The sequence below is a fragment of the Neorhizobium sp. 05N33 genome (assembly GCF_056397445.1).
On the sequence record NZ_JBFTNK010000016.1, the window covers coordinates 78,996 to 103,141 of the forward strand.

At 62.4% G+C, this 24,146-nt stretch carries 23 protein-coding genes and 2 tRNA genes; 9 read left to right on the plus strand and 16 right to left on the minus strand.

Going from position 1 to position 24,146, the window contains the following annotated elements:
* Positions 1 to 38: 38 nt before the first annotated feature.
* Together AC1DLT_RS26695 and AC1DLT_RS26700 are read right to left on the minus strand one after the other, a co-directional pair.
* Positions 39 to 515: a DUF192 domain-containing protein gene (locus AC1DLT_RS26695; protein ID WP_477488749.1), complete on the minus strand. Its 477-nt coding sequence runs from the start codon at positions 513 to 515 to the stop codon at positions 39 to 41.
* Positions 515 to 1,093 carry a cold-shock protein gene (locus AC1DLT_RS26700; RefSeq protein WP_037084473.1) on the minus strand — a complete coding sequence of 193 codons (579 nt, stop codon included), beginning with the start codon at positions 1,091 to 1,093 and terminating at the stop codon, positions 515 to 517. Before AC1DLT_RS26700 ends, AC1DLT_RS26695 begins: the two co-directional genes overlap by 1 nt.
* Positions 1,094 to 1,316: 223 nt before the next feature.
* On the opposite strand from AC1DLT_RS26700, the gene gloA reads away from it, so the two are divergent.
* The 4 genes from gloA (at position 1,317) to AC1DLT_RS26720 (ending at position 2,917) form a co-directional block, all read left to right on the plus strand.
* A complete protein-coding gene (gene gloA / locus AC1DLT_RS26705) occupies positions 1,317 to 1,757 on the plus strand; it encodes a lactoylglutathione lyase (RefSeq protein WP_477488750.1) in 441 nt (146 codons plus the stop codon).
* 220 nt (positions 1,758 to 1,977) lie between these two features.
* On the plus strand, positions 1,978 to 2,484 hold the full coding sequence (locus AC1DLT_RS26710) for a hypothetical protein (RefSeq protein WP_477488751.1): 507 nt from the start codon (positions 1,978 to 1,980) through the stop codon (positions 2,482 to 2,484).
* Positions 2,485 to 2,605: 121 nt separating this feature from the next.
* Positions 2,606 to 2,680: transfer RNA gene (locus tag AC1DLT_RS26715), tRNA-Glu, on the plus strand.
* Between the two features lie 162 nt (positions 2,681 to 2,842).
* Positions 2,843 to 2,917, plus strand: a tRNA-Glu gene (locus tag AC1DLT_RS26720).
* 53 nt (positions 2,918 to 2,970) lie between these two features.
* Here AC1DLT_RS26720 and recJ read toward each other — a convergent pair.
* From recJ to AC1DLT_RS26745, 5 genes are all read right to left on the minus strand, one after another.
* Positions 2,971 to 4,803, minus strand: a complete 1,833-nt coding sequence (gene recJ / locus AC1DLT_RS26725; protein ID WP_477488752.1) for a single-stranded-DNA-specific exonuclease RecJ — start codon at positions 4,801 to 4,803, stop codon at positions 2,971 to 2,973.
* Positions 4,804 to 4,891: 88 nt separating this feature from the next.
* Positions 4,892 to 5,098, minus strand: coding sequence for a hypothetical protein (locus tag AC1DLT_RS26730; protein WP_247136842.1), 207 nt, complete (start codon positions 5,096 to 5,098; stop codon positions 4,892 to 4,894).
* Between the two features lie 205 nt (positions 5,099 to 5,303).
* Positions 5,304 to 6,626: a homoserine dehydrogenase gene (locus AC1DLT_RS26735; RefSeq protein ID WP_477488753.1), complete on the minus strand. Its 1,323-nt coding sequence runs from the start codon at positions 6,624 to 6,626 to the stop codon at positions 5,304 to 5,306.
* A 63-nt stretch (positions 6,627 to 6,689) separates the two neighbouring features.
* Positions 6,690 to 7,907, minus strand: coding sequence for an LL-diaminopimelate aminotransferase (locus tag AC1DLT_RS26740; RefSeq protein ID WP_038542482.1), 1,218 nt, complete (start codon positions 7,905 to 7,907; stop codon positions 6,690 to 6,692).
* Positions 7,908 to 8,069: 162 nt separating this feature from the next.
* Positions 8,070 to 8,471, minus strand: coding sequence for a hypothetical protein (locus AC1DLT_RS26745; protein ID WP_038542480.1), 402 nt, complete (start codon positions 8,469 to 8,471; stop codon positions 8,070 to 8,072).
* 123 nt (positions 8,472 to 8,594) lie between these two features.
* Between AC1DLT_RS26745 and AC1DLT_RS26750 the strand changes: the two genes are divergently transcribed.
* Both AC1DLT_RS26750 and sfsA read left to right on the plus strand, forming a co-directional pair.
* Complete coding sequence (locus AC1DLT_RS26750) at positions 8,595 to 10,454, plus strand: PHA/PHB synthase family protein (RefSeq protein ID WP_477488754.1); 1,860 nt, start codon at positions 8,595 to 8,597, stop codon at positions 10,452 to 10,454.
* A gap of 12 nt (positions 10,455 to 10,466) precedes the next feature.
* A complete protein-coding gene (gene sfsA / locus AC1DLT_RS26755) occupies positions 10,467 to 11,195 on the plus strand; it encodes a DNA/RNA nuclease SfsA (protein WP_477488755.1) in 729 nt (242 codons plus the stop codon).
* On the opposite strand, the gene AC1DLT_RS26760 is transcribed toward sfsA, so the two are convergent.
* Both AC1DLT_RS26760 and AC1DLT_RS26765 read right to left on the minus strand, forming a co-directional pair.
* Entirely contained in the window at positions 11,171 to 11,452 is a 282-nt protein-coding gene (locus tag AC1DLT_RS26760; protein WP_477488756.1) for a type II toxin-antitoxin system RelE family toxin, read from the minus strand. The two genes, sfsA and AC1DLT_RS26760, sit on opposite strands and share 25 nt — an antisense overlap.
* The gene (locus tag AC1DLT_RS26765; RefSeq protein ID WP_038542472.1) at positions 11,442 to 11,690 is read right to left on the minus strand and encodes a type II toxin-antitoxin system Phd/YefM family antitoxin; all 249 of its coding nucleotides are present in this window, start codon (positions 11,688 to 11,690) and stop codon (positions 11,442 to 11,444) included. Before AC1DLT_RS26765 ends, AC1DLT_RS26760 begins: the two co-directional genes overlap by 11 nt.
* Positions 11,691 to 11,865: 175 nt before the next feature.
* Between AC1DLT_RS26765 and map the strand changes: the two genes are divergently transcribed.
* Positions 11,866 to 12,702, plus strand: coding sequence for a type I methionyl aminopeptidase (gene map / locus AC1DLT_RS26770; protein WP_477488757.1), 837 nt, complete (start codon positions 11,866 to 11,868; stop codon positions 12,700 to 12,702).
* A gap of 3 nt (positions 12,703 to 12,705) precedes the next feature.
* Positions 12,706 to 13,509: a RadC family protein gene (gene radC / locus AC1DLT_RS26775; protein ID WP_477488758.1), complete on the plus strand. Its 804-nt coding sequence runs from the start codon at positions 12,706 to 12,708 to the stop codon at positions 13,507 to 13,509.
* A gap of 110 nt (positions 13,510 to 13,619) precedes the next feature.
* On the opposite strand, the gene AC1DLT_RS26780 is transcribed toward radC, so the two are convergent.
* The 7 genes from AC1DLT_RS26780 to AC1DLT_RS26810 form a co-directional block, all read right to left on the minus strand.
* Complete coding sequence (locus AC1DLT_RS26780; RefSeq protein ID WP_477488759.1) at positions 13,620 to 15,431, minus strand: ABC transporter ATP-binding protein; 1,812 nt, start codon at positions 15,429 to 15,431, stop codon at positions 13,620 to 13,622.
* 26 nt (positions 15,432 to 15,457) lie between these two features.
* Positions 15,458 to 16,222, minus strand: a complete 765-nt coding sequence (locus tag AC1DLT_RS26785) for a DUF1028 domain-containing protein (RefSeq protein WP_477488760.1) — start codon at positions 16,220 to 16,222, stop codon at positions 15,458 to 15,460.
* 3 nt (positions 16,223 to 16,225) lie between these two features.
* Entirely contained in the window at positions 16,226 to 18,010 is a 1,785-nt protein-coding gene (locus AC1DLT_RS26790; protein ID WP_477488761.1) for a gamma-glutamyltransferase family protein, read from the minus strand.
* A 37-nt stretch (positions 18,011 to 18,047) separates the two neighbouring features.
* Entirely contained in the window at positions 18,048 to 18,923 is an 876-nt protein-coding gene (locus tag AC1DLT_RS26795) for an ABC transporter permease (RefSeq protein WP_046601392.1), read from the minus strand.
* Entirely contained in the window at positions 18,920 to 19,867 is a 948-nt protein-coding gene (locus AC1DLT_RS26800; RefSeq protein WP_345921987.1) for an ABC transporter permease, read from the minus strand. Before AC1DLT_RS26800 ends, AC1DLT_RS26795 begins: the two co-directional genes overlap by 4 nt.
* Positions 19,868 to 19,952: 85 nt before the next feature.
* Complete coding sequence (locus AC1DLT_RS26805) at positions 19,953 to 21,458, minus strand: ABC transporter substrate-binding protein (protein WP_477488764.1); 1,506 nt, start codon at positions 21,456 to 21,458, stop codon at positions 19,953 to 19,955.
* Between the two features lie 89 nt (positions 21,459 to 21,547).
* Complete coding sequence (locus tag AC1DLT_RS26810) at positions 21,548 to 22,288, minus strand: FadR/GntR family transcriptional regulator (protein WP_038542456.1); 741 nt, start codon at positions 22,286 to 22,288, stop codon at positions 21,548 to 21,550.
* Between the two features lie 217 nt (positions 22,289 to 22,505).
* On the opposite strand from AC1DLT_RS26810, the gene sthA reads away from it, so the two are divergent.
* Positions 22,506 to 23,993, plus strand: a complete 1,488-nt coding sequence (gene sthA, locus AC1DLT_RS26815; RefSeq protein ID WP_477488762.1) for a Si-specific NAD(P)(+) transhydrogenase — start codon at positions 22,506 to 22,508, stop codon at positions 23,991 to 23,993.
* Positions 23,994 to 24,146: the final 153 nt, after the last annotated feature.

Below are 24,146 nucleotides of genomic sequence, written 5' to 3' on the forward strand. Positions count from 1 at the left end.
ATGGACCCTTGGCCATTCTGAAGCCAAGAGTTTGAAAATTACCACTGATTGCCGATGCGTTTGCTGATCACCTTGTCACCCACCTTGATCCCGAGCACCTTCGAACGGCCGGCATTGAGCTCCAGCACGAATTTCACCGGACCGTGCGAATCGATGATGTCGCGCGCATAGGGCACGGCGTTCTCGCGGATATGCGAGATCGTGCCGTCGCCCTGGATGAACAGCATGTCGAGGGGAAGGATGGTGTTCTCCATCCACATGGAGACCGGCCGCGGCGTGCCGAAATCGAACAGCATTCCGGCATCCGGCGCCATCACCTTGCGGTACATCAGTCCGCGCTCGCGCTGCGCATCGGTGAAAGCGAGTTCGATCGTGAACTTGTAGGTCTGGCCGGCGGCGGTCTTGATCGACAGCTCGTCGCGCGGGAAGGTCACGTCCTGCGCAACCGCACCGCCTGCCAAGATAAGAAAAAGCGCCGCAAGGGCGCTTTTGAATGCTGGAAACGAGATACGCATCAGTGCGACCGGCTCACGGGATTTGGATTGTCGGGATGGATTTCCGCCGCCATCAGGCCCTTGTCACCCGGCCCGAAACGGACCAGCACGACCTGGCCGGGGCGCAGCTCGGTGAGGCCGAAGCGGCGCAGCGTTTCCATATGCACGAAGATGTCTTCCGTCCCCTCGCCGCGCGTCAGGAAGCCGAAACCCTTGGTGCGGTTGAACCACTTCACCAGAGCCCGTTCCAGACCGCTGGTCGCCGTCACCTGCACGTGGGTGCGCACCGGTGGAAGATCCGAGGGGTGGACCGCGGTGGACTGATCCATCGAGAGTATGCGGAAGGCCTGATAGCCACGATCCCGCTTCTGGATCATCGCGACGATGCGCGTGCCTTCCAGAATGGTCTGGTATCCGTCTCGGCGAAGGCAGGTGACGTGCAGAAGCACATCCTGCATGCCATTGTCGGGAACGATGAAGCCGAACCCCTTCGCCACATCGAACCATTTGACGACGCCGGTGATTTCGATCAGCTCGACCGGCTCGCCCGGAAGCTCTTCGAAACTGCCAACGTCTTTCGATGACATTCTGTCTGCCATATCCTGTCGGCCCCTCGATTACGCGTTACGACGTGACGATCAACTGATTCTCAGAGGATAGATTAACATCTTGCTAACCATTTAGCGCAAGTCCCTGCCTTGGCTTTATCCACCTTCATCTCTATCTAGAGTGGCTTGCTCCAGGCTGGCGTCTGCGCCATATCCAGTGCGGACCCGCATAGAGGTTCATCGGCGATTGGCCTTGTCGGAGGGAGACACCATAATGCGTTATCTTCATACCATGGTCCGGGTGAAAGACCTGGACGCCTCGCTTCATTTCTACACGACCGTTTTCGGCCTCAAGGAAGTCCGTCGCAGCGACAACGAGAAGGGCCGCTTCACGCTGGTCTTTCTCGCGGCCCCCGACGATCTCACCGACGCCAAGGAGGTTCTCGCTCCCTGCGTCGAGCTGACCTACAATTGGGACACCGAAGATTATACCGGCGGTCGCAACTTCGGTCACCTCGCCTATGAGGTCGATAACATCTACGATTTCTGCCAGCATCTTTCGGACAACGGCATCGTCATCAATCGTCCGCCGCGCGAAGGCCGGATGGCTTTTGTCCGCTCGCCGGACGGCATTTCGATCGAACTCCTCCAGAAGGGCGACAACCTGCCCGTCGCCGAACCCTGGGCTTCTGCACCGAATATCGGCAGCTGGTAGGATTTTTCAACGCGGCGGCTTCTTTTTATGCAACCGCCGCGTTCCTTCCCCCAACCTTGCCCCAGGCTAACCTCGTCACGACCCGCCTGCCCCGGCCGGCTTGCCCATGCCGCGCTTCCGCGAGATGTTCTCAAGATGATGATTCGCGACATGACGTGCGCGAGACGAGCTGACGGGGCACATCTTGCCGAAAACGCCTTTCCTTTGTTCGAATGTCCGCATGACGCTGGCGATCGCCTGCCTTTCTGCGTTGATGCTTGGCGGCTGCACCACCACGAAAAAGACGGCTGACGCCACGACGCCCGCGCCGCGCACCACGGTACCGGCGAGCGCCAAGGGCATCCTTGCCAAGGGCGGCACCACCGCCGCTAGCCGTTATGTCGATCCGGCGATTGCCAAGGGCTCGGCGCAGCAGGCCCAGACATCGGCGGCGGCGTCTGCCGTGCCCACTGCGGAAAATACGTTCCCGCCGGCGCCTGCACAGCCTCAGCAAGCCTCGATCGCCGGTCTTGCGACACAGCCGACCGGCGTGCGCGCCGATAGCGGCACGATCTTTTCATCAAACCCGCCGATGGCCGCTGCCGGACCATCCGGCGATGGTCCGGTTCCGGCCAACCTGCCGAGGCGGAATTTCAACGCCACCACCGCCAGTGTCTACAGCACGCCGCAGGCCACGCACGCTGCAGCCTGCGGGGCCGACGCCCAGGGCACTCCTTTAAGCTGCTGATTCAGCGCCTTTTTCGCGTGAGTAGGCCGCGGCAAAAAGGCCGTCATTTTTTTGTAAAAAAGATGGCTTTGACGCTTGCGGGAAAGAAATCCCCTCTCTATAAGAGCGCCACGAAGCGCAGGCGCCCTTCGTCTATCGGTTAGGACACCAGATTTTCATTCTGGGAAGAGGGGTTCGACTCCCCTAGGGCGTGCCACTTCTTTCTCCTCCCCAAGTTTTTGTTTTCATTCCCATATCCGGCTTTCGCACGTCGTTTTGCTACCGCGCGATTTTTTGCGTTCGCAAGCGCTTGAAAATGCAATTTTGCGCTTGCGGGATAGAAACGCCCTGACTATAAGGGCGCCACCACGAAGCGCACGCGCCCTTCGTCTATCGGTTAGGACACCAGATTTTCATTCTGGGAAGAGGGGTTCGACTCCCCTAGGGCGTGCCACTTCCTCTCTGCGCAAAAGCGGATCCTCATCCCAAAAAAATTGACGCGCCTCCTTACGGCGCCTTCACCGCGTCGAGCAAGCGGAGCTGCATGCGGCGCGTGCCCTGCCATTGGTCGGCGCTAAGGCAGCCGGCGGCATGGATCTGCGCGCCCCGGGAATTCAGTAGCATATTGCCAAGCGGCGTTTCGGCGGCCCGGAAGGCGATGCCTTCGAGGCGCGAACCGTCGGCCGCCTCCAGCGTCACCTTGATATGCGCGGTGCCGACGAGGCGGGCATCCTTCAGCCGGTGGGCAGGGATCGCGAAAACGGGCTGCGAATGACCGGAACCATAGGGCCCGGCCTGTTCGAGCTGGTCGAAAAGTTCGAGCGTCGCGCCGGAGGCGGAAAGCGCGCCGTCGATCTTCAGCACGTGATTGGCGACCAACGCCGGCACGCCCTCGCCCGCCATTTCCTCGAAGAAGGCGCGCAGGCGGCCGAGATTGTTGCGCTCGACCGTCAGCCCCGCCGCCATGGCATGGCCGCCACCCTTGACGAGCAAACCTGAGTCCACCGCAGCGCGGACCATGCGGCCCATGTCGAAGCCGTTGATCGAGCGGCCGGACCCGGTGCCCCTGCCAGATGGATCGAAAGCGATCGCGAAGGCTGGCCGCTTGAATTTTTCCTTCAGCCGCGCCGCGATCAGCCCGACGATGCCGGGATGCCATTTGTCACGCGCCGTGACGATGACGTTTGCTCCCTCGCCGTTGCCGTATTCGGCCAGCACTTCGGCTTCCGCCTCGGCAAGCATGGCGGCTTCCATGGCTTGGCGCTCGCGGTTGAGTTCGTCCAGCCGAGCGGCGATCACCTCGGCTTCGATCGGGTCTTCCAGCGTCAGCAGTCGGCTGCCGAGTGCCGCATCGCCGATGCGTCCGCCAGCATTGATGCGCGGGCCGATCAGGAAGCCGAAATGATAGGGCGTCACCGGGCCGCCAAGCCCCGCCTTGCGGAACAGCGCCGAAAGCCCGGCATTGCCCATATGGCGGGCGGCAAGCAGGCCCTTGACCACGTAGGCGCGATTGAGACCCTTCAGCGGCACCACGTCGCAGACGGTCGCCAGCGCGACGATGTCGAGCCAGGCGAGCAGGTCGAGCGATCCGGCGCGCGGATCGCCGATCTGCCGCATGTGGCGCGCAGCGGCGACCAGTACCAGGAAGACAACGCCGGCGGCGCAGAGATGGCCCTGGCCGGAGAGGTCGTCCTCGCGGTTCGGGTTGACGAGCGCCAGGCATGGCGGCAGCTCGTGGCCGAGTTGGTGGTGGTCGATGACCACGACGTCGCAGCCCTCGTCACGCGCCGCGGCAAGCGCGTCATGGCTGGTGGAGCCGCAATCGACGGTAACGATGAGGCTGGCGCCGTTGGCGATCAACTGGCGGATCGCCGTCGGGTTGGGGCCGTAGCCTTCGAAGATGCGGTCAGGAATATAGATTTCCGCCTCGACGCCGAAATGGCGGAGGAACCGATAAAGCAAGGCCGAAGAGGATGCGCCGTCGACGTCGTAATCGCCGAAGATCGCCACCTTCTCCTGCCGGGCGATCGCGGCGGCGAGCCTCAGCACCGCCTTTTCGCAATCGGTGAGCGTATAAGGATCCGGCATCAGCGAGCGGATGGTCGGGTCGAGGAAGGCGGGAGCATCGTCGAGCGTAACGCCGCGGCCGGCGAGCACCCGGGCGACGAGATCGGGTATGCCGTGGATCTGGGCAATCGCCAGCGCCCGGTTCTGGGCCGCCTGATCGAGGCGCGACACCCAGCGCTGGTCGCCCGCGGAGCGTTCGACGCCGAGGAATGCGCGCGGGACGGGATCAACCGTTTCCGCCGTGGACGAAAGCGCGGAGAAAATTCTGGTCATGGAGCGCTTCTAGCGTATCGCGAGAGCAAGAGGAATCGATTTGACGGGATCACCGGGCGGATCGGGCTATCTTTCGGTAACCGGCCGATCACAGCATCGACCAGACGAATGCGGAGCCGCTGATACCTGCAGCCATCGCGAAGAATACCAGCAGGAAAGCGAAACTGCGCCGCCCTGCAAACTCGTCTCCGCCCGGCTGATCGTTGGCGTGGATGCGATGGGTGGGCGGCGAGCCATGTGGCTTGGGGCAGGCTCCACCGAGCCGCAGCCGGTATCCCTTGTTCCGCGTGTTCAAGTTTCGCGTCTTCACGGCCCGCGTATTCATGGCGATCGCGCAAGTGCCTCCTCGACGGTGATTGCCATTGGCAATTTACGTCCAGAGGCCTCCGAGCGGCCAGTCCGAGAGCCTTTGCGGCCTTTGTTTTCGACGATGTTCCCGAAAGGTTCCGGGGTTACCCACAGGAAACAGCCGCATCCGCTTTTCGAAGCGGCCCGCTTTCTTAAAAAGCCTTGGGCCGCTCGATGCGAATCACCTGGGGCTCTCCGACGAGGTAGCTCTCGGCCTTGATGGCATCGACCGCCTTGCGGACCGAATCCTCGGTGGTCGCGTGGGTGACGAGGATGATCGTCTTCGGCGTGTCAGCCGCCGCATCCGGCTTGGATCGCTGCATGATCGATTCCAGCGAGATGCCGTTTTCAGCCATGCGGGCGGCGATGCTGGCAAAGACGCCGGTGCGGTCGGCGACCGTCAGGCGGATGAAATAGCCGCCCTCATGGCTCTGCATGCGGGCGCGCTTGTAGGGCGCAAGCGAGGCGGCCGGAGTGCCGAGCACCGGAACGCGCTGGGCGCCGGGGCTGCTCTTGGCGATGTCGGCTATATCGCCGAGGACAGCGGACGCGGTCGCGTTGCCACCGGCGCCGGGGCCAACCATCAGCAGTTCGCCGAGGATATCGGATTCGATCGCCACCGCATTCGTCACGCCGTCGACCTGGGCGATGACCGAGTCATGCGGCACCATGGTCGGGTGGACGCGCTGCTCGATACCGCTGTCGGTCAACTGGGCGACGCCCAGAAGCTTGATGCGGTAGCCGAGATCGGCTGCCGCATGAATGTCCTCGATCGAGATATTGCTGATGCCCTCGAGATAGATCTCGTCGGCGGCGATCTGGGTGCCGAAGGCGAGCGTCGTCAGGATTGCAAGCTTGTGGGCCGTGTCGTTGCCCTCGATGTCGAAGGCCGGATCAGCCTCTGCGTAACCAAGCCGCTGGGCTTCCTTGAGGCAATCGGCAAACGACAGGCCTTCCTTCTCCATCCGCGTCAGGATGTAGTTGCAGGTGCCGTTCATGATGCCGTAGACGCGCGACACGGTATTGCCGGTCAGGGACTCGCGAAGCGCCTTGATGACCGGAATGCCGCCGGCGACGGCTGCTTCGAAATTGAGAAGGACGCTTTTCTCTTCGGCGATCTTGGCAAGCTCGACACCGGAGGCTGCAAGCAACGCCTTGTTGGCCGTCACCACATGGAGACCACGGGTCAGCGCTGCCTTTACGGAATCGGCGGCGGCACCCGAGGCGCCGCCTATCAGTTCCACAAAGACGTCGATATCGGCCTCGTTGGCCATTTTTTCCGGCGTGTCGAACCAGGTGATGCCGGAAATATCGATGCCGCGGTCGCGCGACCTGTCGCGTGCCGTGACTGCGGTGATCTCGATCGCACGGCCGCACGTCGTTGCCAATTCATTCGCGCGGGTCTGGATGATCCGGACGAGCGAGGCACCCACAGTGCCGAGACCCGCAATGCCGACTTTGAGGGCGTCTGCCATGCTATTCTTCCTGATTGCCTGGGAGGTGGCGGCCCACGCGGGCCGCCGGAAATGCTGGTCCGATCAGCGGCGCGTGTTGAGCGAGATGACGTTGTGCATCGTCTCGTCGGCCGTCGACAGGAACTTCTTGATGTTACGGGCCGCCTGGCGGATGCGGTGTTCGTTCTCGACCAGCGCCAGACGAACATAGTCGTCGCCCATCTCGCCGAAGCCGATGCCCGGCGCGACCGCAACGTCCGCCTTCTCGACCAGCAGCTTCGAGAATTCGAGGCTGCCGAGGTGGCGGAACTTTTCCGGGATCTTCGCCCAGGCGAACATGGTGGCGGCCGGCGGCGGCACTTCGAAACCGGCCTTGCCGAAGGAGTCGACCATTACATCGCGGCGGCGCTTGTAGACGTTGCGGACTTCGGCGATGTCGGAACCGTCGCCGTTGAGGGCATGGGTCGCCGCGACCTGGATGGGCGTGAAGGCGCCGTAGTCGAGATACGATTTGACGCGCGTCAGCGCCGAGATCAGACGCTCATTGCCGACCGCAAAGCCGATGCGCCAGCCGGGCATGGAGAAGGTCTTCGACATCGAGGTGAACTCGACGGCGATATCCATCGCGCCGGGCACCTGCAGCACGGACGGTGGCGGCTCGCCGTCGAAATAGATCTCCGAATAGGCAAGGTCCGACAGCACGATGATGTCGTGCTTCTTCGCAAAGCTCACCACTTCCTTATAGAAGTCCAGCGAAGCGACATGCGCCGTCGGGTTAGACGGATAGTTGAGGATCAGCGCCAGCGGCTTCGGGATCGAATGTTTTACCGCGCGTTCGAGCGGCGGAAAGAAGCTGTCATCCGGCTCGACCGACATCGAGCGGATCACGCCGCCGGCCATCAGGAAGCCGAAGGCGTGGATCGGATAGGTCGGGTTGGGGCAGAGGATGACGTCGCCCGGCGCGGTGATCGCCTGCGCCATATTGGCGAAGCCTTCCTTGGAGCCAAGCGTCGCAACGACCTGGGTATCCGGGTTGAGCTTCACGCCGAAACGGCGGGCATAATAGGCAGCCTGGGCACGGCGAAGGCCGGGAATGCCCTTCGACGACGAATAACGGTGGGTGCGCGGGTCCTGGACCACTTCGCACAGCTTGTCGACGATCGCCTTCGGGGTCGGAAGGTCGGGATTGCCCATGCCGAGATCGATAATGTCCGCGCCACCCGCTCGCGCGCTGGCCTTCAAACGGTTAACCTGTTCGAAGACGTATGGCGGCAGGCGTCGGACTTTATGAAACTCTTCCATCTTTCTCCCCGTGGAAGGCGCGCAGCGTCAGACGCGACGCGCCGGTGTCGCATGATTGGCGATTTTTTGCTTTGCGACCAAAAGCGCCGAAACGCAAGTGCTAATTGCCGATATCGGCTGGCCCGGATGACTTGGTTTGCCCGGACGACTTGGCGATATGGGCTACTTGGCGATATGCGCCAATGCGTCCTTGCCGTGCTCAGCGGCAAGCTTGCGGTATTCGGCGACCCGGCGCTGATATTCGGCTTCGGAGATCGAACCGGATCTGCGCAGGCGGGCGAGCGATGCAAGGCGCGGCTCGCTCTTGTTGTAATCCTCGTCCTCGATCTGCTCGGCCGCAGCGCGCAGCGTCGGATCGAAGCTCGGATAGACGCCGGTGTTCTGCTTGGTGACCGGACCGGGTGGCGGCGCGTTCTTGCTTTGGACGACGACGGCCGGCGGTGCGGTGTTCGGAATACCGTCATCCAGAGCAAAAGTGCTGCTGTTGCAGCCGGCCAGCAGAGAGAGCGCGCCAAGACCGATGAAAAGCGGTAAGCTGCCGACCCGATGCCTCAGTTTTTCCATTTCCGTAACCCAGTTTCCGTCATCGGCCAAATGCACCTGAAGGCGCCGATCGCTGGCACTTGTATTCGCTTTCAGGCACAATGTACAAACGAAAACAACTAACAAACTGTGGGGAGGCCGTGCGTGGCGGAAAAGACCGAGGATAACGGGCGGGCCGGACAGGAATTTCCGGGATTCGACCCCAAATCGGTCGAGGCCTATGTGGTCAAGGACCCGCAGGCGCTCGCCATGAACTTCGCCAGGGCGCTCGAAAACCTGGGCAAGGCGGCATCGGAATGGCTCGGCCCCCGCGAACGCGGCGAGGTCGGCGATTCGGTCGCGGACCCGGTGACAGACCTCGTGAAGACCCTTTCCAAGGTCACGGAATACTGGATTTCGGATCCGAAGCGGACGCTCGAGGCGCAGACCCTGCTGTTCTCCAGCTATATCGGCATCTGGACACGCACTCTCAATCAGTTTTCGGGCCAATTCTCCGGCCAGCCAGTCGCCCCCGAAGCCGACACCCTGCCGAAAGACAAACGTTTCGCCGACGATGACTGGATGAAGAACCCTTTCTTCGCCCTCCTCCGGCAGCTTTACCTCGTCACCGCTTCCTGGGCCGACAAGCTGGTCAACGAAGCCGAAGGGCTTGACGAGCACACCCGGCACAAGGCCGCCTTCTATGTGAAGCAGGTGACGGCCGCCCTTTCGCCGGCCAATTTCGCTCTCACCAATCCGGAAGTGTATCGCGAGACCGTCGCCAGCAATGGCGCCAACCTAGTGGCGGGCATGAAGATGTTCGCCGAGGACATCGCGGCCGGCGGCGGGGACCTCAGGCTGCGCCATACCGACGCGACGAAATTCGCGATCGGCCGCAACATGGCGCTGACGCCGGGCAAGGTGATCGCCCAGAGCGAGGTCTGCGAGGTCATCCAGTACGAACCCTCGACGGAAACGGTGCTGAAGCGCCCTCTCCTCATCTGCCCGCCGTGGATCAACAAGTTCTACATTCTCGACCTCAACCCTCAGAAGAGCTTCATCAAGTGGTGCGTCGACCAGGGCCATACGGTCTTCGTGATCTCCTGGGTCAATCCGGATGAACGCCATGCGAAGAAGGACTGGGAATCCTACATGCGCGAAGGGATCGACTTCGCGCTGACCACGGTCGAGAAGGCTACCGGCGAACGCCAGGTCAATGCGATCGGTTATTGCGTCGGCGGAACGCTGCTTGCCGCAACGCTTGCTTATCACGCACAGAAGAAGAACAGCCGCATCGCATCGGCGACCTTCCTCACCACCCAGGTGGATTTCACCCATGCGGGCGATCTCAAGGTGTTCGTCGACGAGGAACAGATCGCGGCGATGGAAAAGCAGATGAATGCCGTCGGCTATCTCGACGGTTCGAAGATGGCCACCGCCTTCAACATGCTGCGCGCCTCTGAACTGATCTGGCCCTACGTGGTCAGCAACTACCTCAAGGGCAAGGAACCGATGCCCTTCGACCTGCTCTACTGGAATTCCGACAGCACACGGATGGCGGCTGCCAACCACGCCTATTACCTGCGCAACTGCTATCTCGACAACACGCTCAGCAAGGGCGAGATGAAGCTCGCCGGCAAGACGATCTCGCTCAAGGACATCAAGATCCCGGTCTACAATCTCGCCACCCGGGAAGACCATATCGCGCCGCCGAAATCGGTCTTCCTCGGCTCCTCGCTGTTCGGCGGGCCGGTGGATTTCGTGCTGACCGGCTCGGGCCATATCGCCGGCGTCGTCAACCCGCCCGACAAGCAGAAATACCAGTACTGGACCGGCGGCAAGGCCGAGGGCCAATACGAAGACTGGCTGACGGGCGCCGAGGAAAACAAGGGATCCTGGTGGCCGCACTGGCATGCCTGGGCCGAGGCAAAGGACGACGAGCGCGTGCCGGCCCGCAAGCCCGGCGGCAAGGCGCTCAATGCGATTGCCGATGCGCCCGGCACCTACGTGCTGGAACGCATCTGATCATTTTCGCAGATGCGCTTCGATCCCCCACTGGTGCCTGCGACCCTCCTGCAACGCTACAAACGTTTCCTGTTCGACGCCGTGCTGGAGGATGGCACGCCGTTTACCGGCTCCTGCCCGAATACCGGTTCGATGCGAGGGCTGACGACGCCGGGATCAAAGATCTGGGTGTCGCTGCATGACAGCCCCACCCGCAAATACCGGCACATGTTCGAGATGGTCGAGGTGGACGGCGAGCGCGTCGGCATCAATACCGGCCTGCCGAACCGGCTGACGGAAGAGGCGATCCGCGCCGGGCTGATCCCGAGCCTTGCCGGCTACCAGACGATCCTGCGCGAACAGCGCTACGGCCGCAACTCGCGCATCGACTTCCTGCTTCTGGATGGCGATCTGCCGAATGCTTACGTGGAGGTCAAGAACGTCCATTTCTGCCGCGAACCAGGACTGGCGGAATTTCCCGATACCGTCACCAAACGCGGCGCCAAACACCTGGAAGAGCTGGGCGACATGGCGGAGGCTGGTCACCGGGCGGTGATGATCTACCTCATCCAGCGGCACGACTGCTCGCGTTTCCGCATCTGCGGAGATCTCGACCCGTTCTATGCGCTCGCCTTCGAGCGCGCCAAGTCCCGCGGCGTCGAGGCCTATGCAGTGCATTGCCGCGTTTCACCGGAGGAAATAACGCCTGCGGGGCTGATCCCGGTCGAAGATCTCGGCTATCGCTTTTCGGCCGCCTTGTAGACCGCGTCTCGATCTCGCCGGCCGACGGCGATCACCAGTACGACCAGTTGGGTATCTCGAACCTCATAAACGAGGCGATAACCGATGGCGCGCAGCTTAATCTTGTAACGGTTTTTGGATCCATGAAGCTGGGCAGCAGCGACGCCCGGATTTTCGAGGCGCTCGGTCAATTTCTTCTTGAACTGCTCACGGATATTCGAGTCGAGCTTGCGCCATTCCTTCAGCGCAACATCCAGAAACGCGAGCTCATAGCTCATCCAGCGTTACCTTGATGACGGTCTCGCCTGCCCGGCTGTCGGCAAGTGCATTGAGCTCAAGGTCTTCCAACCGGTCCATCATCGCTTCGTAAGCCTTTGCAGGCACGCAGTAGAAGGCGGGCTCATTGCGATTGAGGATGGCGACAGGAGCTCCGTCTCCTGCTGCGACGGTACCCATGGGGTTGCGCTTCAGCTCGGAAACGCTGGCGGTAACTTCGGCGAGGACGATGCTGACCATGGTGGCTCCAATGCTCCAATTCGCACCTTGTATAGACCCATAAGAAGCACTTTAAAAGGCTCGTTTCAAATCTACTCGTTCGGATTGTCGGGAAGAAAAGCGCTGAAATCACCGATCGTGATGGACGAACCGGGGCCGGCTGCTTTATGAACGGAGAGATTGCGAGAGAAGAACCATGGTCAACTATATCGAGGCGGTTTCCGCCCCCCTCAAAAACACGGGCGCGATCCGGCTCTATACTGCGGACGACTTTGCCGGCATGCGCAAGGCCGGCCTGCTGACGGCGCGCTGCCTCGACGAGCTGGCGGCGATCGTGCAGCCCGGCGTCACCACCAATGCCATCGATCGCTTCGTTTTCGAATTCGGCATGGACCATGGTGCGTTGCCGGCGACGCTGAATTATCGCGGTTACACGAAATCCTCCTGCACCTCGATCAATCACGTCGTCTGCCACGGCATTCCGGATGACAAGCCTTTGCGGGAAGGCGATATCGTCAATATCGACGTCACCTATATCCTCGACGGCTGGCACGGGGATTCGAGCCGCATGTATCCGGTCGGCCAAATCAAGCGCGCCTCGGAACGCCTGCTCGAAGTCACCTACGAATGCCTGATGCGCGGCATCGAGGCAGTCCGTCCCGGCGCCCGCACCGGGGCGATCGGCGAGGCGATCCAGACCTATGCGGAAGCGGAACGCTGCTCGGTGGTGCGCGATTTCTGCGGCCATGGTGTCGGCCGGCTTTTCCACGACTCGCCGAACATCCTCCATTACGGCCGCGCCGACGAAGGTCCGGAAATGAAGGAAGGGATGATCTTCACCATCGAGCCGATGATCAATCTCGGCAAGCCGCACGTGAAGGTGCTTTCCGACGGCTGGACCGCGGTCACCCGCGACCGATCGCTGTCGGCGCAATACGAACACGCAATCGGCGTCACCGCCACCGGCTGCGAAATTTTCACGCTCTCGCCGGGAGGCTTCGACCGGCCCGGCCTGCCGCCGCTTTCGAGGTAACGGATGGCCAACCGCTCCGCTCCTCCGCCGGACGAACAGGCGTCCTTCGTCGAGGACGAGCGCGGCTTTTTCGCCGAACAGCTAACCAAGCCGAAAGCCATCAAGAAACCTGTAGCGACGGATGACGACGAGCCGGCGGCGCATTACCATGGCCACCGCGAACGCCTCAAAACCAAATATCGCGAACATGGCGATACGGGGCTTGCGGACTACGAGATCCTCGAACTCCTGCTGTTCCGATCGATCCCCCGCCGGGATACCAAACCGCTTGCCAAGGCGCTGATCGCCCGCTTTGGAACGCTTGCCGGAGTTCTCGGCGCGCCGCTCGGATTGCTGCAGGAGATTAAGGGCGTCGGCGAGGCGGTGGCGCTCGACCTGAAGCTCGTTGCGACCGTCGGGCAGCGGATGCTGAAAAGCGAACTGCGCGGCAAGCAGGTCCTGTCGTCCTGGTCTTCCGTGATCGACTATTGCCACGCGGTCATGGCCTACGAGCCCCGCGAACAGTTCCGCATCCTTTTTCTCGACAAGCGCAACGCGCTGATCGCCGACGAGGTGCAGGGCCACGGTACCGTTGATCACACGCCAGTCTATCCACGCGAAGTCGTGCGCCGGGCGCTTGAACTGTCAGCGACTGCGATCATCCTCGTCCACAACCACCCGAGTGGCGACCCCACTCCTTCCCGTGCCGATATCGACATGACGAAGACGATCGTCGACACCGCGAAACCTCTCGGTATCACGGTGCACGACCACATCATCATCGGCAAGGACGGCCATGTCAGCCTGAAGGGGCTGAGGCTGATCTGAGTTTTGGCGTGGGGGTGAAGAGGACCCGCATGCCTTTTCCGATCTCGGCGCCCTAGGGATCGAGCGCTGGCAGTTTACCGAAAAAGCATCTTTCGTTGCAGATCGTTACGTCACGCCACCTGCACCATGTGGCCTTCGGAAACCTCGCGATACTGGCGCGCCGGCGGCTGGAAACCCACCGGACGGACCGGGCTCTTCAATTCGTCATTGGAGATGCCACGACGGATGCCGCGGCGGGCCGGGTCCGGCACCGGAACGGCGGCCATCAGCTTTTTCGTATAGGGATGCTGAGGATTGTCGAACACCGCCGCGCGCGGGCCGATCTCGACGATCTCGCCGAGATACATGACCGCTACCCTATGGCTGACCCGTTCGACGACCGCCATGTCATGGCTGATGAACAGGAATGCGAGGTTGAGGCTCTGCTGCAGGTCGAGGAGCAGGTTGCAGACCTGTGCCTTGATCGAGACGTCGAGCGCCGAGACGCTTTCGTCGGCGACGATCACCTTCGGATCGAGCGACAGGGCACGGGCAATGGCGATGCGCTGGCGCTGGCCACCTGAAAACTCGTGCGGATAGCGCCCCGCCATGTCCGGCGAAAGGCCCACTTTGCGGAGCAGGTCAGCGGTCTTTTCCTTGGCGTCCTTCGTATTGCCGAGCTTATGCTTGACGAAGGGTTCGGAAATCGCAGCGCCGACCGTCATGCGCGGGTTGAGCGACGAGAACGGATCCTGGAAGATCATCTGGATGGTCTTGCGCATGTCGCGCAGCCCCGTCTGATCGAGGCGCAGGACATCGTAGCCGTCGAGCGCCACGTCGCCGCTGGTGGGCTCGATCAGCCGCATGATCGAGCGGCCGGTCGTCGACTTGCCGCAGCCCGATTCACCGACCAGCGACAAGGTCTCGCCCTGGAAGAGATCGAAGGAAATGTTCTCGACCGCGTGGACGGAACCCGTCTGCGTCGCAAAGAGGCCGGAGCGGACGGCGAAGCGGGTGACGAGGTTCTTGACCGCCAGCACAGGGGTCTTGCGGGTATCGACGGTGCCGGCGACTTCCTTGGGCTCGGCGGTCTCGCCGGTCGCGATGTCGACGACCGGGAAACGGGTCGGCCATTTGCGGTTCTGCATCGAGCCGAGCCGCGGCACGGCGGATAGAAGCGCGCGCGTGTACGGATGTTTGCCGTAATGGAAGATTTCTTCGGTCGGGCCGCTTTCGACCGCCTCCCCGCGATACATGACGATGGTGCGGTCGGCGATCTCGGCAACGACGCCCATGTCATGGGTGATGAAGAGCACCGACATGCCCTCCTCCTCCTGCAGCACCTTGATGAGATCGAGGATCTGTCCCTGGATGGTGACATCGAGCGCGGTCGTCGGCTCGTCGGCGATCAGCAGCCTCGGCTTCGACGCCAGTGCCATCGCGATCATCACGCGCTGGCGCATGCCGCCGGAGAACTGGTGGGGATAATCGTCGAACCGGGCGCCGGCGTTCGGAATGCGGACCTTTTCGAGCAGCCGCACGGTTTCGGCGCGCGCCTGCGATTTCGACAGTCCCTTGTGGCGCGTCAGCACTTCCGAGATCTGCCGCCCGATCGTGAAGATCGGATTGAGCGAAGTCATCGGCTCCTGGAAGATCATCGAGGCGTCGTTGCCGCGCACGCCCCGCATCTCCTTTTCGGAGATCGACAGGAGATCCCGCCCGGAGAGCAGGATGCTGCCCTCGATCTTGCTCGTGTTGGCCGCAAGCAGCCGCATGATCGACAGCGAGGTAACGCTCTTGCCGGAGCCGCTCTCGCCAACGATCGCAACCGTCTCTCCCGGGTGCACGTCGAAGGAGACGTCGCGGACGACGCTTTTCCATTCGCCGTCGACCAGGAAGGATGTCGTCAGGTTCCTGACGGAAAGAACAGGTGTCTCGGTCATTGGGACTTCCGTCTTGGGGGCTTCCGTCATTGGGGCTTCCAGGGGGTGGCAAAGGAGGCCGAGGCGCGGCCTTCCGCCTCGCGGGCGGCTTCCAGTTCGGCGATCTTCTGGTCGATGACCCGTCGGTCGATCATGCCATGCGGGTTCTCGCGGGTCGGCATGGTTTCGGCGACGTGCAGGAACCGTTCCTGGGCCACCGCATAGAGCCGCCGCAGTTCGCCGAGCGGATCGGTGTGATCGTCGGCATTGATGCGCAGCCAGGGGTAATCCTGGTCGCGATAGAGGACCATCGCGGCGGACTGCCTGCCGCGCTTGTCGCCGCCGGCTGCCTCGCCGGCATCCATGGCAGCGAGCAGGCGCTCGGCAAGCGGCGCGCCTTCGGCCGCTTTTTCCTTGTAGACCCGCAGCGTCTCGGCGATCACCTGCGGTCCGGCCAGCATGTTGCCCGCGACAGAGACGTTGTCGTCGACCAGATGGCCGGCCCAGTCGATGCAGATCTCGCCGGTATAGGCGGCATTGCGGCCGTTGGCGTCGATCAGATGGAATTGGCGCTGACGCCGGCCGTCATCGCGCGCAGTCAGCACCTCGATGATCTCCTGCGGGCTCCTGCCCTCTTCCAGCAGTTTCAGTCCGTCGGTGCCGTAGAGCGGGCTGACGAAGGCCTGGGTGGCGACGGCCCCCACCCTGCCCTTGATATGCGGCACAGCGGCGCCGACCGCGAAGAAGCGGCTGGCGACGGAAATCCCGAAATGACCCGTTTGCGGATCGCGTGCGACGATCGACCATGTCATGGCTTATCTCCCGACCGCATAGGCCTGCATCAGGCGCGGCGTCGCCGCGGCCCGCAGCAATCCATCCGCATCGCGGCGCGCCGCGGTCAGCCGGCCGACGCTCCAGGGATCAGCAACGGTGATCTGGTGGCCGCGGCGGCGCAGCTCCGCGAGCACGTCGGCGCCGATATTGCTTTCGACCATGATGTTTCCCGGCTGGCTGGTGCGCGGATAGAAGGAGCCGGGGAAATGGGTGGTGTGGAAGAGCGGCATATCGATCGCCGCCTGCAGGTTCGGCTTGTGGTGGACGTAACGCAGGAAGAAAGGCAGTTGCCACTGATCCTGCTGGTCGCCGCCGGGCGTGCCGAACACCAGCGTCGGGCGGCCCTGATGCAGCGCCAGCGATGGGGTGAGCGTCGTGCGCGGGCGTTTTCCCGGTTCGAGCGAGGTCGGCAGGCCGGGCTTCAGCCAGAACATCTGGGCGCGGGAGTTCAGCGCGAAACCGAGGCCGGGCACGATCGGCGAGGATTGCAGCCAGCCGCCGGAAGGCGTGGTCGAGACCATGTTGCCCCAGCGGTCGATGACGTCGATATGCACCGTGTCGCCGCGCTTTTCGGTAAGGTGCGACATGGTCGGCTCGTAGACCGCGCCCTTGCCGCTCACTTCCGCCAGCATGCCCATGGTGAGGTCGAACTGATGGTCGTAACCCGGCACGAGGCCTGGCCGCAATTCGAGCGAGGCTTGGCTGCCGATCAGCTTGCGGCGCTCGGCATTGTAGCCTTCCGACAGCAGATATTCGGTCGGGATCTGCGCGAAATCCGGGTCGCCGTAATAGACTTCGCGGTCGGCGAAGGCGAGCTTCATGGCCTCGACGACCACGTGCACGAAATCCGGTCCGGCCGGATCCATCGCCGAGAGGTCAAAGCCCTTCAGCAGCGCCAGCGACTGCAGAAGCACCGGCCCCTGCCCCCAGGCCGGCGTCTTGGCGACGGTCCAGTCGTGATAATCGTAGGTCTGCGGCGCCTCGACGGTCGCCTGCCAGTTGGCCATGTCATCGGCAGTCAGCACGCCCTTGTGGCGGGCGCCGCTTGCATCCATGACTTCCGCCGTCGAGACATAACGATCGATCGCCTCGGCCACGAAGCCGCGATAGAAGGCGTCCCGAGCGGCCTCGATCTGGTTTTCGCGGCCGGTCTTGGCTTCGGCCTCGGCAATGAGGCGCTTCCAGGTCTCGGCAAGCACCGGGTTTTTGAAGTTGCTCTGCGCTTCGGGAGCCACGCCGCCCGGAAGCCAGGTAGCGTAGGATGTCGGCCACTCGGTCTCGAAGAAGTTCGCCAGCCCCTTGATGGTGGCGGAAACGCGGGCAAGCATCGGGTGGCCGTGCTCGGCGTAATAGATCGCCGGCTCGAGCACGTCGCGCACGCTCATCGTGCCGTAGTCGCGCAGCATCAGCATCCAGCCGTCGAAGGCGCCGGGGATGACGGTCGCGAGCAGGCCGTCGCCGGGGATCAGCTTCAGGCCTTCCGACGTGTAATGCTCGATGGTGGCGCCAGCCGGCGCCGGCCCCTGGGCGCAGATGACTTCGACCTTGTCCTTTTTCTTCGAATAGAAGACGGCCGGCATGTCGCCGCCCGGGCCGCAGAGATGCGGCTCGACGATCTGCAGCACGAAGCCGGTTGCAACGGCTGCATCGAAGGCATTGCCGCCCTTCTCGAGGATCGCCATGCCGACGGCCGAGGCGATCCAGTGGGTCGAGGTGACCACCCCGAACGTGCCGAGGATTTCCGGCCGTGTGGTGAATTCAGTCATGGGTATAGGTCCTTTCACATCACGCTTCGCGCGATCATCATGCTTCGCGGGGATCCAGCGCATCGCGCAGGCCATCGCCCAGGAGATTGAAACCAATCACGACGAGGAAGATCGCCGCACCCGGCCACATCGCCATCCAGGGCGCCTGGCTCAGGAAGTTCTTGGCGACGTTCAGCATCGAGCCCCAGGACGGGGCCGGCGGCTGCTGGCCGAGGCCGAGGAAGGAAAGGCTCGCCTCGGCGATGATCGCGGTTGCGATCGTCAGCGTCGCCTGGACGATGATCGGGGCAAAGACGTTGGGCAGGATGTAGCGGGTCATGATTTCAAAGTGGTTCAGGCCAACGGCGCGTGCGCCTTCGACATAATCCTCGGTCTTGACCGCCAGGACCTGACCGCGGGTCAGCCGCACGAAGATCGGCATGGCGGACAGGCCGATGGCGATCATCGCATTCATCAGGCTCGGGCCCAGGAATGCGGCGAGCGCGATCGCCATGATCAGGAAGGGCATGGCGAGCAGCGCTTCGGTGATGCGCGAGATCACCATATCCACCCAGCCGCCGAAATAACCGGAGACGAGGCCGAAGGGCACGCCGATGCCGACCGCGATGACGACGGAGAACACCCCGGCCATCAGCGACGCCCGGGCCCCCCAGATCATGCGGGACAGGATGTCGCGGCCGAGATCGTCGGTGCCGAGCCAGTGCATGGCCGAAGGCGCCTTGCGGATCGCCGTCCAGCTCGTCGCGACGGGATCGATGATCGGCAGGATCGGCGCGCTGGCCGCGAGGATTGCGAAGAACAGGACGAAGACGGCGCCGACGAGCGCGCTCCGGTTCTTCTTCATCTTGCGCCAGGCGCGGCTCCTGTCGCGCTTGGCCGCCGCAACCGGCGGCGCTTGGTCGATCGTGGTCATAGGGTGGCCCTCAGACGCGGATTGAGCAGGACGTAAAGAACGTCGGCGAAAAGGTTCATCAGGATGAAGCCGACCGCCGTGCACAGCACGACGCCCTGCACGACCGCATAGTCGCGGTTGAAGACGGCGTCGACGATGAGCTTGCCGAAGCCGGGAATGGTGAAGATCTGCTCGGTCAGCACCGCGCCGGCGAGCAGTTCCCCGAACAGCAGCGCCGACAGGGTCACCACCGGCAGCAGCGCATTGCGGAAACTGTGGCTCAGAATGACCTCCCGCGGCGACAGGCCCTTAGCGCGGGCGGTGCGGATATAATCGGCGCTGAGCACGCCGATCATCGCCGAGCGGGTATGGCGCATCAGGGTTGCGGCGAGCGCATTGCCGAGCACGAAGGCCGGCATGATCATGGTCTGCAGGGACCGGACAGGATCGACGAAGATCGACTCGAAGCCGGAGGCCGGCAGCCAGCCGAGCTGCACCGAGATCAGCAGGATGAGCATGATACCCAGCCAGAAGTTCGGGATCGACAGGCCCGTCAGCGCCAGCACATTGGCGATGTAGTCGATGAAGGTGTTCTTCTTGACCGCTGCCAAGATACCGATCGGAATGCCGATCAGCATGGCGAAGAACATCGCCATCACGGCAAGCTGGATCGTCACCGGCAGCTTCTGAAGGATCAGTTCCAGGACAGGCTGGTTGGTGCGCAGCGAAATGCCGAAGTCGCCGGTCAGCACACCGCCGAGCCAATAGAAATATTGCACCACGACCGGATCGTTCAGCCGGTATTTGTCGCGCAGGAATTCGATGACCGCAGGGTCACGCTCCTCGCCGGCCATCGCCAGAATGGGATCGCCGGGCAGCAGTTTCTGCAGTGAAAAGACAAAAATGGAGATGATCAGCAAGGTCGGTATGGCGACCAGCAGACGCTTTCCGATGTAGACAGGCATGACGCCGTCCCCCGTTGAGCAACATTGTTACAAAGTGATGCGGAAAAGTGCCGCATGGGTCCACTCCCCACGCGGCACGGGAGGCTTAGCCCTTCTTGACGCCTTGCAGGCGGATCATGCCGTCAGGATTGGGCACGAAACCCGTGACGTTCTTCTTGTAAGCCCAGATCCACGACTGATGACCGAGATAGATGACCGGCATGTCTTCGTTGAGGATCACGCCCGCAGCATCGTATTTCTGCTTGCGGACCGCGTCGTCGGTCGAGGCGCGCGCTTCATTGAGCAGCTTGTCGACGTCCGGATTACAGTATTTCACGTCGTTGATGCCGCCCTTGCAGGTGATGAACTGATGGATGTTGCCATCGGGATCGACACGGCCAGACCAGTCGGAGCGGCTGAGCTGAAAATTGCCACGGGTCTGCTCTTCGAGCAGCGTCGCGAACTCGGTCGACTTCAGGCTGACGTCGAAGCCGGCTTCGGCGACCATCGACTGCAGGATCTGCATCATCTGCTGGGCGACCGGGTTGTTCGGAATCTGCAGCTCGACCGGGACACGGTCGAAACCGGCGGCCTTGATCAGAGCCTTGGCCTTGGCGACATCGCGGGCGGGAACCGGGATTGCCTTGTTGAACCACGGGCTATTCGGCGGGAACGGCTGATTGCCGCCAACGGCGGTGCCTTCATAAACGATCTGATTCATGGCGTCGCGGTCGATCGCCAGCGAGAAGGCCTGGCGCAGGCGCTTGTCCTTGCCGAACGGGTTGTCGGCGCGCGGACCGTTGGCGATATTGGCGTAAAGCGCCATATAACCGATGTTGACGGTCGCGTCGTATTTTAGGCCCGAATTGCCCTTGACGGCGGTAACGTCGGTCGGAGCCAGACGCTCGATGAAGTCGAGGTCACCCGACTGCAGGTTGGCAAGACGCACGGTCGTATCCGGGATCGGCAGGTATGTGACCTTGTCGATGAAAATCTTGTCCTTGTTCCAGTAGTCCTTGAATTTTTCGAGCACGATGCGGTCCTGCTGGACGCGCTCGACAAACTTGAACGGACCGGCGCAGACAGGCTTGGAGCCGAAATTGGCCCCGAGCGCCTTGGCAGCGGTCGGCGAGACGATCATGCCGGCGCGGTCGGAGAGCTGGGCGAGCAGCGTCACGTCGGGAGCCTTCAGCGTGAACTTGACTTCCAGCGGACCAGATGCCTCGACCTTGGCGACGGACGTCAGTTCGCTCTTGCGGCGAGATTCCGGCAGGGTCATATTACGTTCAATGGTGGCAACCACGGCGGCGGCATCGAGCGGGGTGTCGTCATGGAACTTGACGCCCTCGCGGATCTTCATCGTCAGTTCCTTGCCGTCGGCGGACCATTTCCACTCGGTGGCGAGTTGGGGAACGATCTTCAGGTCAGGCGAAACGTCAACCAGCTTGTCGCACAGGGCGGTATAGACGATACGGCCGACGAAGGTGCGGGACTGGGCCGGATCGAGAACGTCGGCATCGTCCTGCAGCCCGATGCGTAAATCGACCGCAAGCGCCGGAAAGGCGAAAAGCGCGCCGGCCAGCAGCGCGGTCGTAAGCTTGGTAAGTCGCATCATGATGAACATTCCTCTCTTGTTTTTAGGTTCCTGTTTTTAGTCTTGGCCGGTTTCCGGCTTCTGGTGGTGGGCCGCGTGGCGGCCATTCAGCTTGCTTCGCTGAGCGATCCCTGTTCCACGGAGCCAAGGGACGTCGCGCGGATGAGCCGCTCCTGAAGCATCAGCAGGTGTTCGCGCATCGCCTCCCCTGCCCGTACCGGATCACGTTCGGCGATCGCCTCGATGATGGTCTTGTGCTGCGCAAACGAGATGTTGACCGCGTCGCCGCTCGAACGGGCGCGCTCGCGGATCGCCCGCCATGCCTCGTCCTGGCGGACACGATTGATGACGTCGAAGATCGACAGGAAAAGCTGGTTGCCGGCGCTCTGGGCGATCAACCGGTGCAGCGTTCCATCCCACAGTTCGCGGGCGTCGGCATCGCTGCTCTCGATGATCTTCAAGGCGATCTCTTGCATCTTGACGATATCCGCCGGCTTGGCACGCATCGCCGCCAGCTGGGCGAGCTGCGGTTCGATCCTCAAACGGACTTCCATGATCTCCATGAAGTCCGTGCCGGCGACGATCGCGCCCACATGGTTGCTCCACTCGCTCGGCCTTTCGCCGATAAAGGTGCCTGAGCCCTGGCGACGCCAGATGAGGCCTTCGGATTCGAGCACCTCGAGTGCACGTCGCACCGCGCGCCGGCTGATGCCCAGCATATCGGTCAACGCCCGTTCGGTCGGCAGGCGGCCCTCAGAACCGAATTCCCCCGCCCTTAAAAGCTCCCTCAGGCGATCCAGCGCATAGCTCGAATTGTCATGAGCCTCGCCGGCTTTATCCTGTACCATTTATCGTACCAATTTCTGATTGGTCCGAATGGACGGCATTTCCTAACCTCCGTCAAGTTAATTTTTCGGCAATTCTTGCAGTGCACAAAATTGATGCATACAGATTGAAATCAAGGCTTGGACGGGCCGCAATCAAAACTTTAGAATAGGCGGCTACAAAGGGATTCGTGAGTGCTGCCGCATTGCGGCAGCCGTCAGATTCGGAGCGGAGCATCCCATGAACCAATACGACCTCATCGTCGTCGGCAGCGGACCGGCCGGTCGCCGCGCGGCCATCCAGGCAGCCAAGCTCGACAAGAAGGTTCTGGTCGTCGAACAGGGCAAGAGGGTCGGAGGCGTATCGGTCCATACGGGAACGATCCCGTCGAAGACGCTGCGCGAAACGGCGCTCAACCTGTCCGGCTGGCGCGAGCGCGGCTTCTACGGCAAGGCTTACCGGGTCAAGCAGGAAATCAGCGCCGAGGATCTGCGTCGTCGCCTGCTGATCACGCTCGACCACGAGGTCGAGGTGCTGGAACACCAGTTCGCCCGAAACCGCGTCCAGAGTATCCGTGGCAAGGCGACTTTCGTCACGCCCGACACGATGGCAATCGCCAAGGACGACGGCGACGTCATGCACGTCATGGGCAAGTCGATCCTGCTCGCGGTGGGCACCAAACCCTTCCGTCCCGACTACATGCCCTTCGACGGCAAGACGGTTCTCGACAGCGACGAGCTGCTCGAAATCGAGCAACTCCCCCGTTCGATGGTGGTCATCGGCGCCGGCGTTATCGGCATCGAATATGCGACCATCTTCAGTGCCCTGGATACCGCCGTCACCGTCATCGATCCGAAATCGACCATGCTCGACTTCATCGACAAGGAAATCGTCGAAGACTTCACCTACCAACTGCGCGACCGTAACATGAAGCTGCTGCTCGGCCAGAAGGCGGACAAGGTGGAACGGCTGCCGGACGGCAAGGTTATGGTGCACGTGGACAGCGGCCGCCAGATCATTACCGACATGGTGCTGTTCGCCGCCGGCCGCATGGGCGCCACCGACACACTGAACCTCGCCGCAGCCGGCCTCGAGGCCGACAGCCGCGGCCGCCTCAAGGTCAATCCCGAAACCTTCGAGACCTCCGTTCCCAACATCTATGCCGCCGGCGATGTCGTCGGCTTTCCGAGCCTCGCCTCAACCTCGATGGAACAGGGCCGCGTCGCGGCGCGCGTCGCCGTCGGCGCGATTGCCAAGGAACCGCAGAAATATTTCCCCTACGGCATCTACGCCGTACCGGAAATCTCTACCTGCGGCCTCACCGAAGAGGAAATGAAGGAGCGCGGCATTCCCTACGAATGCGGCATCGCCCGCTTCCGCGAGACCTCGCGCGGCCACATCATGGGCCTCGATACCGGCCTCCTAAAGCTGATCTTCTCGCTGAAGACCCGGCGCCTGCTCGGCGTCCACATCGTCGGCGAAGGGGCGACTGAACTCGTCCACATCGGCCAGGCAGTCCTGAACCTCAAGGGCACCGTCGAATATTTCGTCGAGAACACGTTCAACTACCCGACGCTCGCCGAAGCCTACAAGATCGCCGGCCTCGACGCCTGGAACCGCATGGGCGAAGGCCCGAAGGAAGCACCGGTCGCAACCTCCCAGTCCACGGACACGACCGCGACCACCACGGAACCTGCCAGCGAGAAGAAAAAAGCCGCCTCCAAGTGAGGCGGTCAGACTGCTGACAAACCCCTGGCGTGGTCCGGGGGTTTGTGATTCATTGGGACATGTTGAAGAAACCTGCCCCTTGCCAGACGGCTCTTGAGATGGTGACGCTCGAGGGTCTGGTGCCGAAGGATCACCTGCTTCGCAAGATTGATG